Here is a 16,880-nt window from a genome sequence, read left to right on the forward strand (position 1 = left end):
GCGCTTTTACGCGGCCCTTTTTCTTTTTGTTACATCGCAAGCAAAATTCAGCCCGATTGTTCGCCTGGCCTTGCAGACCGGCGAAGGTTTCATATCATCGCCATTCGCAATCAGGAGTATTTTGATGACCCCCCTCCTTCGTCGCCGCGTCTTAACCTTGTTGCTTATGGCGCCGCTTGCAGCTTGTGGCAGTCCTGGCAGCTCGGGTTCCGGCGATACCTTCGATCCCCCCCTCTACCCCAATGAAACACCCGAGCTTCGCGCCTCGATCAATAAATGGGCTGACCACTACGAGCTCCCGCGGGAGCTGGTGCACAAGCTGGCCATCCGTGAAAGCACACATCGACCGTGGGCGGTGAACCGGCCCTATTATGGGCTTCTGCAAATCCTCCCGGCCACTGCGCGATCAATGGGTTACACTGGAAATGCCAAAGGCCTGCTGGACGCCGATACCAATCTGGAGTTTGCCGGAAAATACCTGCGAGGCGCCTGGCTTTTGTCTGATGGAGATCAACAACGTGCCATCTTTCTTTATGCCAAAGGATATTGGCCCGAAGCAAAGGCCAGGGGCATGCTCGTCGAGACGGGTCTGGTTTCTGCCACAGAATAGGCATGTTTTATTCGCATTTCGATTGTAATGCACATACATAACCTTCGAAATGCCACGGCGAATCCCATGACCTACTGCACAACTCTGACGTTAAATCTTTTAAAGGTGCGTAATTGTGTGCCCGAAAGGCACATTTACCTATAAAAGGCAGACATTTCCCACATCTTCTTGTCTTGACAAGCGAAATGTGGTGTCCTGCTTGACGTCAGGGAAGACAGTATCATTTTCCTGGCCAAGGGGATCCGCCCGCTCACTCGGGTCTAACTGGTCGTTACCGTATGGATATTGTTGATCTCAGCACTCTTCCCGAACAGGATACTCGGTATGACGAGTTCCTGCGTCAGGTCTGTGACAAATATGAAATGGACCACGCAGCCTATGCGGGTATGAATCCTGCTGCAGGTACGATTCACGGCCATGTGACTTATGGGGACGACTGGAAAACCCACTATCAAGAGCAAGGCCTGCACCTGATCGATCCGACGCTGCACATGAGCCAGCGCAGTATCGCTCCGGTCGACTGGAGCCGTCTGGAACGCGGTAAAGATTTCCAGCGCGTTTTTCGCGATGCACATGATTTTGGCATTCCAGATCAAGGCATTACGATTCCGGTTCGCGGGCCGTACGGAGATATCGGCTTGCTTAGCGCAGTGCGCGAGTGCAGCCGGGATGAGTGGAAGAAACTGGTGCCCAACGTGATAAGTGACCTGCAATCATTGGCCGTACACATCCATGACAATGTCATGACATCGGATACGATCAGCCGGATGCTGTACCACCCGACCCTCTCCAGCCGAGAATTGGAGATTTTGCAATGGGCCGCAGCGGGTAAATCGCAACAAGATATCGGCGATATCCTGTCGATTTCGCACCGCACGGTTGAGGTGCACTTGCGCTCTTCTCGCGAAAAGCTTAATGCACTGACGACTCCGCAGGCTGTCGGTCGGGCCATCGGAATCGGCTTAATCTACCCAGGATAAAGCCAAATTTTGCCGAAATTGGGCTAAAAAAAGCCAATATTACGGGAAACCCCCAATAGATTCGCTGTGGAAACCGGGTAACGTCTTATCCACAGACAGATCACTCGAAGGGGGTTAACATGATTTTGGTAGTTGATGGGCTGAACAGACATCTGTTCACCGAAGTTCTTGACGATATGTTCGAACTGCGCGCTCGGGTTTTTGGTGGACGACTTGGATGGGATGTCCACATCGAAGACGGCAAAGAAATCGATCAGTTCGATCACCTGGATCCTGCATACGTAATTGGTCTCGACGATGAGGGGAACGTCGTAGCCGCAGTACGTGCACTCCAGACAACCGGCCCGCACATGCTTTCAGATGTGTTCTCGGATATCTTATGCGGCGAAGCGCCAATGCGCAGCGCGACCATGTGGGAATCCACCCGCTTCTGCGTCGACACGCAGCGACTGACCCGAGGAAAAGAGAAGAACTCGGTTTCTTACGCGACCTGTGAGCTGATGATCGGATCTCTGGAATACTGCCGTAGTGCGGGTATCCAGGACATCATCACCGTGATTGACCCGGTTATGAACCGCGTTCTCAAACGCTCGAACTGTGCGCCTTACGACTATGTGGGCGAAACCGTTCCGATGGGCAAGGTACCGGCAATGGCGGCGTTGCTGGATTGCACAGAAGAAAGGATTTCGGGTCTTCGCGAATTCGCAGACATTCACCACGATGTCTTTATCGAAGAAGAAAAGGCGTTGGAGTTCTTCGAGGCCAAAAAGGCCGCCAAACTCAGCCCGGCAAATCGTGACCACAAGCCGCTCACCGATCTTGAGAAGTACTTTGTCGAACAGATGAGTGCGGCCAAGACGGAAGAAGAAAGGCAGGCAGTGCTGAAACTGATCGAAGCGCTGTCCGACACATTCACCCCAGAGCAGAAGACCGCTCTGTTACAGACCCCCCGTGCTTTTGCTCATGAGGCCTGACCCCCTCACCTCATAGTACAAAGCCACCCATGCGGAGCCGTCTAATTCGAGACGGCTCCGCTTTTTTTTGACCCCTAATGGGGGAAGGAAGAGGATTATTCCTCTTCCAGTGCCTCAACGGCTTTTTGCAGATCGTCCTTGCTGACTTCTTTGTCCGCAACCTGAGCCAGTTCGAAGACGTAGTCGACAACCTTGTCTTCAAAGATAGGCGCACGCAGCTGCTGCTGCATTTGGGCGTTCTGCTGCACAAATTCAAAGAACTGGCGCTCCTGGCCCGGGTACTGACGCGCCTGGTTCATGATCGCTTGTGTCATTTCCGAGTCGGTCACTTCAACCTCGGCCTTCTGGCCCAGTTCGGCAAGCAGCAGGCCCAGACGCACTCGGCGTTCGGCAAGCTTGTTATGCTCGTCGGTTGGTTCGATCGGATCGTGATCGTGACCTTCAACGTCAGGGTTTTCCTCGTGCCACAGCTGATGCGCGATCTGCTTGGCTTCGGCTTCTACCAGTGACGGCGGCAGGTCGAACGAGACTTTCTCGTCCAGCACGTCCAACAAAGCGCGCTTCATTACTGCACGGGACGCACCAGCATATTCGGCTTCCAGACGCTCGGCGATCTGTGCCTTCAACCCAGCCAGATCTTCGGCACCAAATTTCTTGGCCAACTCGTCGTCGACCTCAGCCGCGACCGGCTCTTTCACCTCTTTGATGGTGCAGGTGAAAACGGCGTCTTTGCCGGCCAGATGCTCAGCACCGTATTCTTCGGGGAAGGTGACGTTGACGTCTTTTTCTTCCTCGGCCTTCACACCGACCAACTGCTCTTCAAAGCCGGGGATGAAGCTGTTCGAGCCCAGAACCAGCGGGTAATCTTCAGCCGAACCGCCTTCGAACTCTTCGCCGTCAACTTTACCAACAAAGTCGAACACGATCTGGTCACCGTCCTTGGCTTTCGAACCCTTACGACGCGCTTTGAAGTTCTGCGCGGTCTCGGCCAGGTTGTTCAGCGCTTCTTCCACGGCTGCGTCGTCCGCTTTGACAACCAGCTTCTCCAGTTCAACCGATTTCAGGTCAACTTCTGGAATCTCGGGCAGCGCTTCGTAGGACATCGCAACTTCTACGTCGTCGCCTTCTTTCCAGTCCTCGTTGGTCATCTTGACCTCGGGCTGCAAAGCAGGACGTTCGCCGCTGTCCTCAAAGTGCTTGTTCATCGCACCGTCGATGGTTTCTTGCATCGCTTCGCCAAGCAGGCGCTGGCCGAACTGCTTTTTCAGCAGAGCCATCGGCACCTTGCCTTTGCGGAAACCCTTCATTTCAACCTCGGGCTGCGCTTCGGTCAGTTTCTCGTTGACCTTGTCGTCCAGCTCGGCTGCGGTCACAACGATGTTGTAGCCGCGCTTCAGACCTTCGTTCAGCGTCTCGGTAACCTGCATTTTGGTAGTCCCCATAGGATTCGGGGCGCGCAAAACGGGCGCGCCGGGCAAATTTGACGCCTTCTATTTGCACAGCCGCCTGCGTGCAAGAGGCAAAGGCCCTTTCAGGCTGGTTTTACCCCTATTACAGACGAAAAAACGCCCCGGCACAGGCCGGAGCGTTCGATCATCGAAAGCTGAGAAATCAGAACCTCCAGCGGGCCCCCAGCACCCACGCCTCGTTGTTGTCGAACGAAGCGCCATCTTCGAAATCGTGATTGCGGTATTTCAGATATGCATCTGTATTGATGCTGTCGATACGCTGAACAACAGCGATGCCCCAAGCATCAGTGCTGGAGCCGTCATTTACGAAGTCCGAACCCGAGTAATAGTCGATCCCGATACCGGTTTTACCCCAGGATACCCACTGATCCTCATAGGCAATCTTGCCGTAGAAGTAGTTCGGGTCAGACGCACCATCCGCGTCATTGTCCCGCGTACCGGCGGCTACGGTGAAACTCAGGCCGTTTTGCAGCATAACCGAGGCCGACCCGATCGTATCCTTGCGGTCCCCCGATCCATCGTCAGCCGAACGCACCGAGTATGCAACCGCCGCTGCAAATTCAACCCCGCCGCCGAAGGTGTTGTTATAGCGAAGGCCGATATCGTAATAGTCATCGTCATCGCTGCTGGACAGAATGTTCTGACCATAGGCGATGCCGGCCTTAAAACCGCTGAACTCCGGCGTGTCATACCGAACGCGGCCACGGCGCGCACCGTCAAAGTTGCTGCTGGAATCGCCAACGGTGATGTCGCTCAGAAAACCGTCAGTACCGCGATAGAAGAACCCGCCATTTTCATCGTTGGTAAAGGAATACAGCGCGGTTCCGACGTAAGACAGATCCACTTCGGCAGCGCCATCGGCCACCATGCTGCCCTGACCGGCCGAGAATTTACCCCAGTCACCGGCAAGTGCGAAATCCACGTGACGGATATCTTCACGCGTCCAGCCGCTGAAATCTGTGCCCAGCTGGTTCCACTCGCTCGAGCTCGGCAGACCAAGCCCGGTTTCAAAACGGAAGGTGAAATCGTTGTTGCCGAAGGGCTGCAACAGTTCCAAACCGACGCGGCTGTTTGACAGGTCATTGTCCAGAACGCGCGTTTCGGTCTCTTCACCGTCGTCAACCGAGATTAAGGCCGGGTGCAACTGACCATAAAGCAGGACATAACCGCCCGTGTTGTTTTCGTATTTCAGTTCGGCGGCGGCGGGGATTGCCGTTGTTGCGACAAGCGCCGCTGCTATCGAAGTCAGCTTAAAATTCACTGTCATGTCATTCACCATAGATGGGTCAGTTTTTTTGATATTGCCGATATGCGCACCTGGATTAACGGTTCCAATGATTGCTAAAGCTTATTAGCCCGGCATTGTATTTCTGCCACAGGCGGAGGCGGGGAACTTCAGGGAAAGCGTTTTATAATCAATATTTTGACCTAGTTCGAAAGCAGCACCCAGCTAACCTGCAAGACAATTCTTGCGCTGCGTGTTGCAGCTTGCAAACACCCGTTATGCGCACAGGTAAATCATAAGGCGAAACATTGCCGCTTTGACCCGCGATCGGCCAATATTTGCCTATGACCCATTGATTTCGAGCCGCGCGAATACCGCTGGCACTTGTTCCGGCAGATCTTCAGCAATCAACCCCGGCCCAAATTGCCTGGCGCATTCCACATGTAACCAAGCTGCGGTCTTGGCTGCAGCCATCGGGTTGAAGCTCCGCGCCAGTAGTCCCGTTATGAACCCGGCAAGTACATCGCCCGACCCTGCTGTCGCCAGCCAAGGCGCCGCCCGGTCAAACAGCGCCGCATTGATCGCACATTGCCCATCCGGTGCAGCAATCACCGTGTCAGGGCCCTTGTATAGTACCACACAGCCAGCCTGCTTGGCCGCCTCACGCACGGCATCCACTTTGGAATAAGCCGGCCCTCTGCCCGGCTTGATCGAGAGCTTTTCGGAGATCTCCGGGAACAATCGCGCAAACTCGCCCCCGTGCGGTGTCAGAACACATCTGTCATGGAGCATGTCCAACAGCACCTCTGGCGCATCAGCAAAAGCCGTCAAAGCATCCGCGTCCAGCAACGCGGGACGCCCCGAGGCCAGCGCCACAGGAACCAGCTCCTGCGCACGCGCCAGCCCCAAACCAGGACCGAGGCATAGTGCATTCAACCGCGCATCCATCAGGACTTCCAATAGATCATCGCCGCTCTGGACCCGCTGCAGCATCAGCGCAGTGATGTGACTGGCAACCTCCATCTGAGCCGAGGGTGGAACACCCAGCGTCACCAATCCGGCCCCGATGCGTAATGCACCACGTGCCGCCAGCCTTGCTGCGCCGGTTGCCCCCGCGCCTCCGCTAATAATCAAGGCATGCCCATACACATATTTGTGTAAGGCAGTTGCCTTCGAAAAATCAGCATCCGGGGCGGTCACCAGTTTGACCGTACCCTGAACTCCCTCCTCCAAACCAATGTCCTTGACGACCAATCGGCCACTTCTGACCGGCCCCAGCCCCAGATAATGCCCCAGCTTTGCAGTATGAAACGATACCGTGAGCCTGGCCTGAACCGTCGCGGTCCCCGGGGCCAGCTCACGCCCACTATCGGAACACAGGCCAGACGGCATATCAACGGATACTGTCTTTTCGGCGATGGCTGGATCCGAGGCAGTCATTTCTGCCCATTTTAGAACATCACCCTCAAGCGGTCGCTGTAAGCCCGTCCCGAATAACGCATCGACATAAAGGTCAGCCCCTTGATGCGCGGCAAACACTTCGGAAAATGGGTGAACCTCCCCCAATTCGCCCCACCTGTCATGATTCACACGCGCATCTGGTGGCAGCTTCGCCGGATCACCAAGAAGAAATGCCGCCACCTCCCAGCCGCGCTCCCGCAGCAAGCGTGCAACAACAAATCCATCCCCCCCGTTATTTCCTGGCCCGCAAAGAATTACCGCACGCAGCGGATCCTTTTCACCTGGCCCCAAATACCTCGGGGGTGCGGGGGTTGGCCCCCGCTGCAGCTCTGGCCATTCTTCGAATACGGCTTGAAGAACACCGCGCCCCGCCCGCTCCATCAGCTCCAGCCCGCTCACGTCATCAGACTCAATCGCGGACTTTTCAATCGTCCGCATCTGTGCCGCTGTCAGCAACTCTGCCATATTGCGCCCTCACGCGATTCAATTCCGATTACATTTTGTGCATATCGATCAAAATTTAACCCGTTGCACGATTTCGCAGCACCACAAGGCGACCAAATTCGCGGTTCCATTGCCGCCCGATCTTAGACGTGATCATTGCCATCAAGACAACCATACAAGGTGAACCGGAATGAAAAAGATCGAAGCGATCATCAAGCCGTTCAAACTGGACGAAGTGAAAGAGGCGCTGCAGGACGTGGGAGTCCAGGGCCTCAGCGTGGTCGAGGTGAAAGGCTTTGGTCGCCAGAAAGGTCACACCGAACTTTATCGCGGCGCAGAATATGTTGTCGACTTTCTACCCAAGGTAAAGGTCGAGGTCGTCCTGGATGATGATCAGGTTGACGCAGCGATCGAAGCCATCGTTAGCGCTGCAAAGACCGACAAGATCGGGGACGGAAAAATCTTTGTCTCACCTATCGAACAAGCCATTCGTATCCGCACCGGCGAAACCGGTTCGGAAGCCCTGTAACACAGCAATCTTCAAATCAGAGGAACAAATAGTATGAGCAAGGACGCAGTTCTTCAGCTGATCCGTGATGAAGACGCCGAATACGTCGACATCCGCTTTACCGACCCGCGCGGCAAACTTCAGCACGTCACCATCATGTCCGATCAGGTCGATGAGGACTTCCTGGAAGAGGGCTTTATGTTCGACGGTTCGTCCATCGCGGGCTGGAAGTCGATTGAAGCTTCCGACATGAAACTGATGCCCGACACCGACAGCGCCTATGTCGATCCGTTCTATGCGGAAAAGACCATCTGCCTGCACTGCTCGGTTGTGGAGCCTGACACTGGTGAAGCCTATGAGCGTGACCCGCGAGGCACCGCTCAGAAAGCCGAAGCGTACCTGAAGGCTTCCGGTATTGGTGATGTGGCCTATATGGGTCCTGAGGCCGAATTTTTCCTCTTTGATGACGTTCGTTTTTCGAACAGTATCAACAAGGTATCCTACGAAGTTGATGCGACTGATGCATCGTGGAACACCGACACCGAATACGAGATGGGCAACATGGGCCATCGTCCGGGCGTTAAAGGTGGTTACTTCCCCGTAAACCCCGTTGACGAAGCGCAGGACCTGCGATCGGAAATGCTGTCGACCATGAAGCGTCTGGGCATGAAGGTCGACAAGCACCACCATGAGGTTGCATCGTGTCAGCACGAACTCGGCCTGATCTTCGACAGCCTGACCAAGCAGGCCGACGAGCTTCAGAAATACAAGTACGTGATCCACAACGTTGCACATGCCTATGGCAAATCGGCGACCTTTATGCCGAAGCCAATCGCAGGTGACAACGGCACCGGCATGCACGTGAACATGTCGATCTGGAAAGACGGCAAGCCGCTGTTCGCTGGCGACAAATATGCCGACCTGTCTGATGAGGCGCTGTACTTCATCGGCGGCATCCTGAAACACGCCAAAACGCTGAACGCCTTCACCAACCCGGCGACCAACAGCTACAAGCGTCTGATCCCAGGTTTCGAAGCCCCCGTCTTGCGCGCCTATTCGGCCCGCAACCGTTCAGGCTGCGTGCGTATTCCGTGGACCGAAAGCCCGAAAGCCAAGCGCGTCGAGGCCCGCTTCCCCGATCCGGCCGCAAACCCCTATCTGGCGTTCGCCGCGCTGCTGATGGCCGGTCTGGACGGCATCAAGAACAAAATCGATCCGGGCGAAGCCATGGACAAGAACCTGTACGATCTTCCTGCCGAAGAACTGGCCGACATCCCGACCGTCTGCGGCTCGCTGCGCGAAGCTCTGGAAGCGCTGGCATCTGATCACGACTTCCTGCTGCAAGGCGACGTGTTCACCAAAGACCAGATCGACGGCTACATCGCGCTGAAGATGGAAGAGGTAGAAACCTACGAGCACACACCTCACCCGGTTGAGTACGGCATGTACTACAGCTGCTGATTAAGAATTTTCGACGAAAATTCTCAGGGGGCGCCCATCGGGCGCCCCTTTTTCTGTATCTCCGCGAGATTTGACGGATCGATGATGATCTTTCAAGATTTGAGCTCAACATCAGGCGGAGAGAGCACATGCCCGCAAGCGACAAACCCTTTTCTGAGTATTCAGGACTTGTAACCTCGGAGAAAGATCTGGAACGCATTTGCGGGCAACCCTTGCCGCAGATCATTGCAAAGGAATTGCCTGCACTTGATGAGATGTGTCGAGACTTCATCGGCATGTCCTCGTTCTGCCTGATCGCTTCGGCCAATCCCGATGGGCATCTCGATATTTCGCCTCGTGGCGATCCTGCGGGGTTTGTGCAGGTGCTCTCGAACTCGATGATTGCGATCCCGGACCGGCCCGGGAACAAGCGCGTGGATACGTTTCATAATTTGCTGAAAGATCAGCGCGTCAGCGTGATATTCTTTGTCCCCGGAAAATTGGAAACTCTGCGCCTGCGGGGATCCGCGAGAATTAGCGCAGATCCCGAACTTCTTTCAAACATGGCCGTTGGCGGACGCGTGCCCAAGCTGGCCCTGTTGATCCATGTCGAAACCGTCTTTGCGCACTGTCCCAAATGCATCATTCGATCAAACCTGTGGCAACCCGATGAATGGCCGGACTCATCCAGTCTGCCAAATATGAACGCGATGATGGTCAAACATGCCAAGATCGACAAAACCCCGGATGAATGGTTCGAATCTCTGAAAGGCACAGACGAGCTTGATCTCTATTAAACCACTTTGCGGTAGGTCGAACTCGGCTTAGGCTGAGCGTAGTTTTTTGCACTCGGATTTCCTCTATGCCTCGTCTTCGCCTTTACGCTGCACTCGCGTTCCTTCTGCCCTCGGTGGCACTGTCCGCCCCTTGTGGGAATACCAGCAGCGGGTTTGAGGCCTGGAAAGCCGATTTTGCCAAAACCGCCAAACGAGCGGGTGTGAAAAAGAAGGGTCTGCAGGCGCTCGCACAAACGCAATATGCAACACGTACGATTGCCGCGGATCGCAATCAGAAGAGCTTTAAATACTCATTGGACAAATTCATGCAGGTGCGCGGGGCAAACACCATCGTTGCGCAAGGGCGCAAGCGCAAAGCTCGCAATCCGCAGTTTTACGCCGCGCTCGAGCGTCAATATGGCGTACCGGCGGGTGTGCTAATTGCCATTCACGGCATGGAAACCGGCTTTGGAGGTTTCATGGGAGATAGTCAGGTTGTTTCCGCAATCACGACATTAGCCTATGATTGTCGCCGATCCGAATTCTTCATCCCGCACGCTATCGGCGCCTTAAAACTGGTTGACCAAGGTACCCTTACGATGGCGACAAAAGGGGCAAAACATGGCGAGCTGGGGCATACACAGTTCCTGCCCGGCAACGCCCTGACCTATGGTGTGGACGCCACCGGTGACGGTCGGGTCGATTTTTATAACATGACCGACGCGCTCGCCTCGACCGCGAATTTTCTACGTAAGAAAGGGTGGAAGCCCGGTCGCGGCTATCAACCCGGAGAGCCGAATTTTGCGGTCATACAGCAATGGAATGCGGCCTCGGTCTACCAGCAATCCATTGCAATCATGGCGGCGCGAATCGACAACTAGGGCGGTCATAGGCTTGACGTCAGAGCACCTGAATTCGGCCACATTGTTGCCACATAGATTTAAGGAAACCCCGATTTTCTTGGTTTCCAAAGCGTAATCAATCTTGGAATATTTCGACTTTTTTCCATTTTGGTCAAAATTTGCGCCATTTCGCCTGTTAATTTGTTGTGAAGATTATGACAGCAAAGGAACATGCTGTGACTGCAAAGCATAGTTACCACGGTGGCCTCCAGTTTGACGGGTCGGCAGATGGCGCGCTTGAGCGTCTGTGCGAGGTCGTCTCGACGACGCTGGGTGACTATGGCCATCTGGTCGAGCGCAAGACGCTTCTTAGCGCATCAGAGGCCAGTATCGTCAGCAGCCAATATCTCGTGCGTCTGACATTGGACTCGGAACCAACCCAAGTAGATCACAACCACCATGAGCGGATGGATCGAACCGCTGGTCTCAAAACTATGCCGCGTGCTGCGGTAACCCTGCCGGGAAACCGGCTGACGATCTCGATTTGTCCGGTGTCAAAACTGCTCGATGACAGTGAAATATCCGAGTTGATGCTTGTGGTGATCCTGTACCGAATGGTCGACATCTGCACGACCCGTCGTGTCGAATGGTTGTCGCCCAAAACCGTTCTGACCATCGAACAATTCATGAGTGCCTTTGATTCAATTGCGCCGCGCAACGCCCGGAACCGAAAGCAGATATTCGAAGCAGTCAGCGGCCCATTTGCGGGGCTCGATCTGCCTGATCCTGATGCGGAAGATGCACAGACCAAACACGCCAAGCCGCGTCCGATCAAGCTAAGTGACGACCAACTGCTCAGTATCGCCTTCCGGACCGAGGCTGATGCTCCCCTGCCCGCCGGCAACATTCACCAGTCCGAGGACGAAACGGAACGCCCAAGCGATATTCTGCGACTGACCAGCTGGGGCATGACTGGTGCTGTGGCAAGCATATCGACACCGATTGCCATATCCCTGGCAGCAGTCAATCTGATCCGGGGTGAGGATTTCCGCCTCAACACTCAGGTTCTGGCTTTTACCACAGCGATTTTTGGCCTGAACGCTACGAATGCTTTTGCCGAGGTCGCCAGCGCGATTGGCATGTAATCAAATTACCCAAGACCCTCCTTGGAGGCCCCGCCGTCAGGCGGGGTTTTCCATTTTAAGGACCTGATCAGCGGCCATTACATAAGTGTGGATCGCGAACACCACTGCGTTTGTCTCAGGTAAACGCAAGAGAGTCTGACGTTCACTACGCAGATATCGGGCCGAATTTTCGTCCTGCGGCGTGCGTCGCTGCATGAGACTACGCGGTTGGAACAATTCGGCATCATTGTACCAAAGCGCATTGAACCGCCAAAGTGGCCGGTTGGGCTGAATGCCGTCAAACAAACGTTGAACTCTGCGGGCAATATTGGCGTCGTAGGCATCAACCGGTTCATGGATCCCAATCAAAGGGCGCATGAACTTTTCTGACAGCATCCAGCTTGCGGGAAAGCACAGGATCGCGCCAGTCAAAACATGCTCGTCATCGTGTTTCTGCAGAATGCAGAAATCCTCTTGCACCAAATGGCATAGCGTTTCCAACGGGCGTTCCCGGTCAACCTCAACCCGTACACCGTCGGGCCGCACAACGTTATCGGAGACATTCGGATAAACTTGCTGAATGACCAGTTCCAGCAACTCCTGCGCAGGTGCCAACGCCTCGGGGCTTTGCGCCAAGACGTCCGGTTTTTGCTGCGCCAACAGCGCGGCGCGTCGTTGCATCTGGGCAGAAAACGCATCGTCGCGATGCAACCAGGCCCTGGGGTCCGCAGGCTTAATGCCAGGCAGCGGGTTTTGGGCGAGTGGATCATAGGGAATGGCTTGCTGTAATATCACGGTCATAGTCGAGGCATAGCACCCTGCTCTGGTGCTGTCGGTCAAAAAGCGACCAGAAGACGGTCGCAAACCTAGAAGACGCAGCGCATCTGGATTTGCAGGTTGGGCAGGCAAGCAGAAAGGTCCAACCGTGAACACACCATATCGTGACACCCGTAAGATTGACCCGACCCGGGGCGCCACCCTCGGGGACGGGACACCGAACGACAATGACAGGATCGAGATCGGACCGACACAGCTTGCCTTCGACGAATGGGCCGCTGCCGGGCTTAGCCTGCCCAATCTAGAACAGATGCGTAAATACCGCTGGAAACGCCTCACTCAGGCCATCGTGCAGCGCGATTGGGGCGGGATCCTGCTGTTTGACCCCCTGAATATCCGCTATGCGACTGACAGCACCAACATGCAGCTCTGGAATACCCATAACCCGTTCCGGGCCGTTCTAGTTTGCGCTGACGGATATATGGTGATCTGGGACTACAAGAACTCTCCGTTCTTGTCGAAATTCAACCCGCTGGTGCGCGAGCAGCGCTCGGGCGCCGATCTGTTCTATTTCGACCGGGGCGACAAGATTGACGTTGCCGCAGATGTGTTTTCAAACGAGGTGCGCGCCCTGATCGAAGAACACGGCGGCGGCAACATGCGGCTGGGTGTCGACAAGATCATGCTGCACGGCCTGCGCGCGCTTGAGGCTCAGGGGTTCGAGGTGATGGAGGGCGAAGAGCTTACCGAGAAAACCCGTGCTATCAAAGGCCCAGACGAAATCCTCGCCATGCGCTGCGCCAGCCACGCCTGCGAGACCGCTGTGGCCGAAATGGAGCGCTTCGCACGTGTCAATGTCGGAGACGGGAAGACATCCGAGGATGACATTTGGGCAGTGCTACATGCTGAAAACATCCGGCGCGGTGGTGAATGGATCGAGACCCGCTTGCTTGCCTCGGGCCAGCGCACCAATCCCTGGTTTCAGGAATGCGGCCCGCGCATCACGCGGCAAAATGAAATCATCGCGTTCGATACCGACCTGATCGGGTCTTACGGCATTTGCGTCGACATCTCACGAACCTGGTGGATCGGCGATCAAAAGCCACGTGCGGATATGATTTATGCCATGCAGCACGCGCATGAGCACATCATGACCAACATGGAAATGCTGAAACCAGGCGTCATGATCCCGGAACTAACCGCGAATGCCCATCGGCTGGATGACAAGTTTCAGGCACAGAAATACGGCTGCCTGATGCATGGAGTTGGATTGTGCGATGAATGGCCCTTGGTGGCCTATCCCGACAAGGCGGTCGAGGGATCCTATGATTATCCACTTGAACCCGGAATGGTGTTGTGCGTCGAAGCGGCAGTTGGCGAGGTTGGCGGCGATTTCTCGATCAAGCTGGAAGATCAGGTACTGATCACCGAAGACGGCTATGAAAACCTCACGAAATATCCGTTCGACGCACAGTTGATGGGGTCTGGCTAAGCGCTATGGCCTAGTTCGACCAGTGGGACCGTCTGACATTACCGTGCCAATCTTCAGGCGCGGTGAGAGTTGGCGTGTCCTCAGACGTATTGGTCAGCGGCCAGCTTTGTCCCAGTGCAAAACCAATTGCGCCAGTCACGAGAATTGCCAACAGAACTCCGGCGTGGAGTGTCGGGCTTAGCGGTGCAGATGCTGTATGTGCCATTTTGACCTCTGCTTTGGATAAGAAGGATGATTGCAAGTTGGGGTCCAAGTATAAATAAGTAAAATGAATGTTTATCCGAATTATCATCACATTTTTTGATTGTTCAAATACCAACCCCAACAATGCATTGATGCGACGCGCCAAGGGCTACGTGGTCCCACCCCCTCACCTTCCTGTTACGCCACTGACACAGGGGTTGAGAGAACCGCACACAGCACACAGTATTGTCGAAACCTGGACCACCAAGGATTCATCATGCCCACCGAACGCATTACTTTCGCCGGTCACGACGGCAGCCAATTGGCCGCGCGCCTTGATCTGCCGGACGGGCCGGTACTGGCAACGGCTTTGTTTGCGCATTGCTTTACCTGCTCTAAGGACATACCTGCCGCACGGCGCATTTCGGCGCGTTTGGCGGCGATGGGCATCGCCGTGCTCAGGTTTGATTTTACAGGCCTTGGCCACTCGGATGGAGAGTTTGCGAATACGACATTCACCTCAAATGTCGAAGATCTGATCGCTGCAGCGCACTACCTGTCCGGCCGCAACATGGCCCCCGCCCTGCTGATTGGCCATTCACTTGGCGGCGCTGCGGTACTGCGCGCACGCGCTGGCATACCGTCGGTTAAGGCGGTCGTCACATTGGGTGCGCCTGCTGACCCGGGCCACGTATCACACCATTTCGAGGCCGCCCTGCCCGAGATTCAGGCGCAAGGCAGCGCAGAGGTTTCGCTTGGCGGTCGCCCGTTTCGCATTGGCAGAGCTTTTGTCGATGACATTTCAGAGGCCGCGCTTAGCCCTGCCGTTTCAGATTTGAAAGCAGCGCTTCTGATCCTGCACGCACCGCGCGATGACACGGTCAGCATTGACAACGCCAGCACCATCTTTCTGGCTGCGAAGCATCCAAAAAGTTTTGTCACGCTGGACGATGCCGACCATCTGATCACACGCGCCGCTGATGCGGATTACGCGGCGGATGTCATTGCGGCTTGGGTGTCGCGATACGTCAAACTGTGCCCGCCCGCCCCACCACCCGGCGCCCCGGAAGGTGTTGTTCGCGTGACCGAGGCAGACCCGGCAGGGTTCCTGCAAGACATCCAGTCCGGCCCGCGCCACCATGCGGTCGCTGACGAGCCCGCTTCGTACGGAGGAACGGACCGAGGCATGTCCCCTTATGGATTTGTGTCCTCGGGATTGGGCGCCTGTACCTCGATGACCATTCGCATGTATGCGCGGCGCAAGAAATGGCCGCTGACAGGTATCACCGTCGATGTCTGCCACGACAAGGTACACGCGCAGGACGCCGGACTGGCCAGCGATGGCAAGGTCGATCAGTTCCGCCGCAAGATACGGCTACAAGGGCCGCTGGATGCCGCGCAACGTGCTAAGCTATTGGAGATCGCAGATAAATGTCCCGTGCACCGAACCCTTGAAGGCTCGGCCCATATCACGACTGAGCTGCTGGACTGAAAACCACCTTTGTCAGCTTATGATAATGATTGAAGGGGGCTTTTGCCCCCTTTTTCTAACGGCGCCTCGGTGAGGGTCGGTGAATTGGTGGCCGTGCCGTCGGAGGACGCGCCACCGGGGGATGCGGGCGCGACGGCGGTTTGGCGATCGGTGGCTTTGGCCGCGGTGGAGGGTTCGGACGAACCGGTCGATCGGGGCGGTCGGGCCGGTCTGGGCGGTTTATGTCAACATCTACATTCACGTTACGGTCGTGGTAGTAATCATTCCACAGCATCGAGTCGTAGAACGGGTCATACCCAACGCCATACCCTACCCCGACGGACACGCCATCGCAGGCGGACAGTGTAAACGTTGCAGTACCCAACCCCAGCGCCAGAACAGACCGTTTTAACAGTTTGCGAGTCATCCGAGCCTCCTTACTGCAAAGACCGGAACGACGCGAAAACGGCGTTCAAGGCATCAACATAAGACGGGTCGGCCCCGTCACGCAGGATCGCAACCCCTATCGCAACACGGTCACGCGGCAGGTCAATCACGGTGGCGGTAAAGTTTACGCCTCGCCCATCCCGATTGCCGGTGCCTCGAATAACGTGGGCTGGCCGCCCACCAATCCTTGTATTGCTGGTGCTGGTCACGGTCGGGTCTTTGACGAGGAATTTGTCGATATCCTCAAGATAGCTCAGCCCGCCCTGAATGCTGGAAACCCGTGATGGTGAGACGAAGCCCATCCAGACATTATCGTCGGTCACCGGTCTGATCCCCATGACGCGCGAAACCGCACGGGCATCGCCCAGATTGGTATCCTCGATTTCACGCGGGCCACCGGTACGCAATGCCCAAAAGTCGGGAACCTCAAAGCGGAACAGGGCGCGCCCTTCATCGGTGTAGGTCACCGGTGTGTCAGCTTGCACAGGCGTTACAGCCAACCAAGTCACGGCACTTGCAGCAAGCGCCAAGCTTAACAAAATACGCATATCTCAATAACCTGATCAGTTTTCTGATGTCAGGTTGCCCATGCAGTTTGACTTTGTCCAGTATCCTGTTCTGCAGACAATAAAAAACCCGCGTCCGGAAAGCTCCGAA

17 protein-coding genes are annotated in these 16,880 nt (G+C 55.6%); 10 read left to right on the top strand and 7 right to left on the bottom strand.

The genetic code is table 11. From position 1 onward, the window contains the following. Positions 1–124: 124 nt before the first annotated feature. The 3 genes from ACR0KC_RS04470 (at position 125) to ACR0KC_RS04480 (ending at position 2,564) form a co-directional block, all read left to right on the top strand. Entirely contained in the window at positions 125–610 is a 486-nt protein-coding gene (locus ACR0KC_RS04470; RefSeq protein ID WP_170396448.1) for a lytic transglycosylase domain-containing protein, read from the top strand. 278 nt (positions 611–888) lie between these two features. Further along, complete coding sequence (locus ACR0KC_RS04475) at positions 889–1,590, top strand: autoinducer binding domain-containing protein (RefSeq protein ID WP_170396446.1); 702 nt, start codon at positions 889–891, stop codon at positions 1,588–1,590. A gap of 119 nt (positions 1,591–1,709) precedes the next feature. Continuing rightward, on the top strand, positions 1,710–2,564 hold the full coding sequence (locus tag ACR0KC_RS04480) for an acyl-homoserine-lactone synthase (RefSeq protein ID WP_170396444.1): 855 nt from the start codon (positions 1,710–1,712) through the stop codon (positions 2,562–2,564). 95 nt (positions 2,565–2,659) lie between these two features. Here ACR0KC_RS04480 and tig read toward each other — a convergent pair whose 3' ends face one another. The 3 genes from tig to ACR0KC_RS04495 all read right to left on the bottom strand — a co-directional run bounded on the left by tig (position 2,660) and on the right by ACR0KC_RS04495 (position 7,184). Further along, positions 2,660–3,991: a trigger factor gene (gene tig, locus ACR0KC_RS04485; RefSeq protein WP_170396960.1), complete on the bottom strand. Its 1,332-nt coding sequence runs from the start codon at positions 3,989–3,991 to the stop codon at positions 2,660–2,662. A gap of 184 nt (positions 3,992–4,175) precedes the next feature. Continuing rightward, positions 4,176–5,300 carry a porin gene (locus ACR0KC_RS04490; RefSeq protein ID WP_480705159.1) on the bottom strand — a complete coding sequence of 375 codons (1,125 nt, stop codon included), beginning with the start codon at positions 5,298–5,300 and terminating at the stop codon, positions 4,176–4,178. Between the two features lie 300 nt (positions 5,301–5,600). After that, positions 5,601–7,184 carry an NAD(P)H-hydrate dehydratase gene (locus ACR0KC_RS04495; RefSeq protein WP_480771534.1) on the bottom strand — a complete coding sequence of 528 codons (1,584 nt, stop codon included), beginning with the start codon at positions 7,182–7,184 and terminating at the stop codon, positions 5,601–5,603. Positions 7,185–7,353: 169 nt separating this feature from the next. On the opposite strand from ACR0KC_RS04495, the gene ACR0KC_RS04500 reads away from it, so the two are divergent. From ACR0KC_RS04500 to ACR0KC_RS04520, 5 genes are all read left to right on the top strand, one after another. Further along, positions 7,354–7,692, top strand: a complete 339-nt coding sequence (locus ACR0KC_RS04500; protein ID WP_170396438.1) for a P-II family nitrogen regulator — start codon at positions 7,354–7,356, stop codon at positions 7,690–7,692. A 33-nt stretch (positions 7,693–7,725) separates the two neighbouring features. Next, positions 7,726–9,132, top strand: coding sequence for a type I glutamate--ammonia ligase (glnA, locus tag ACR0KC_RS04505; protein WP_170396436.1), 1,407 nt, complete (start codon positions 7,726–7,728; stop codon positions 9,130–9,132). Between the two features lie 128 nt (positions 9,133–9,260). Beyond that, positions 9,261–9,908, top strand: a complete 648-nt coding sequence (locus tag ACR0KC_RS04510; RefSeq protein WP_170422250.1) for an MSMEG_1061 family FMN-dependent PPOX-type flavoprotein — start codon at positions 9,261–9,263, stop codon at positions 9,906–9,908. A gap of 65 nt (positions 9,909–9,973) precedes the next feature. Then, a complete protein-coding gene (locus ACR0KC_RS04515; protein ID WP_170396432.1) occupies positions 9,974–10,768 on the top strand; it encodes a lytic murein transglycosylase in 795 nt (264 codons plus the stop codon). Between the two features lie 197 nt (positions 10,769–10,965). Continuing rightward, positions 10,966–11,874, top strand: coding sequence for a hypothetical protein (locus ACR0KC_RS04520; RefSeq protein WP_480771535.1), 909 nt, complete (start codon positions 10,966–10,968; stop codon positions 11,872–11,874). Positions 11,875–11,910: 36 nt separating this feature from the next. Here the strand turns inward: ACR0KC_RS04520 and ACR0KC_RS04525 are convergent, their stop codons facing one another. Continuing rightward, positions 11,911–12,654, bottom strand: coding sequence for a heme-dependent oxidative N-demethylase family protein (locus ACR0KC_RS04525; protein WP_480705165.1), 744 nt, complete (start codon positions 12,652–12,654; stop codon positions 11,911–11,913). Between the two features lie 124 nt (positions 12,655–12,778). Here ACR0KC_RS04525 and dddP point away from each other — a divergent pair, with 124 nt between their 5' ends. Then, positions 12,779–14,122: a dimethylsulfonioproprionate lyase DddP gene (gene dddP / locus ACR0KC_RS04530; protein ID WP_170817930.1), complete on the top strand. Its 1,344-nt coding sequence runs from the start codon at positions 12,779–12,781 to the stop codon at positions 14,120–14,122. 10 nt (positions 14,123–14,132) lie between these two features. Here the strand turns inward: dddP and ACR0KC_RS04535 are convergent, their stop codons facing one another. Continuing rightward, entirely contained in the window at positions 14,133–14,327 is a 195-nt protein-coding gene (locus ACR0KC_RS04535) for a hypothetical protein (protein WP_480771536.1), read from the bottom strand. A gap of 255 nt (positions 14,328–14,582) precedes the next feature. On the opposite strand from ACR0KC_RS04535, the gene ACR0KC_RS04540 reads away from it, so the two are divergent. Continuing rightward, a complete protein-coding gene (locus tag ACR0KC_RS04540) occupies positions 14,583–15,797 on the top strand; it encodes a bifunctional alpha/beta hydrolase/OsmC family protein (RefSeq protein ID WP_480771537.1) in 1,215 nt (404 codons plus the stop codon). A gap of 55 nt (positions 15,798–15,852) precedes the next feature. Here the strand turns inward: ACR0KC_RS04540 and ACR0KC_RS04545 are convergent, their stop codons facing one another. Beyond that, on the bottom strand, positions 15,853–16,203 hold the full coding sequence (locus ACR0KC_RS04545) for a hypothetical protein (protein WP_170403183.1): 351 nt from the start codon (positions 16,201–16,203) through the stop codon (positions 15,853–15,855). Positions 16,204–16,213: 10 nt separating this feature from the next. After that, positions 16,214–16,771 carry a hypothetical protein gene (locus tag ACR0KC_RS04550; protein ID WP_170512898.1) on the bottom strand — a complete coding sequence of 186 codons (558 nt, stop codon included), beginning with the start codon at positions 16,769–16,771 and terminating at the stop codon, positions 16,214–16,216. Positions 16,772–16,880 lie beyond the last annotated feature (109 nt).

The sequence above is a fragment of the Ruegeria sp. CF3 genome (genome assembly GCF_056537365.1).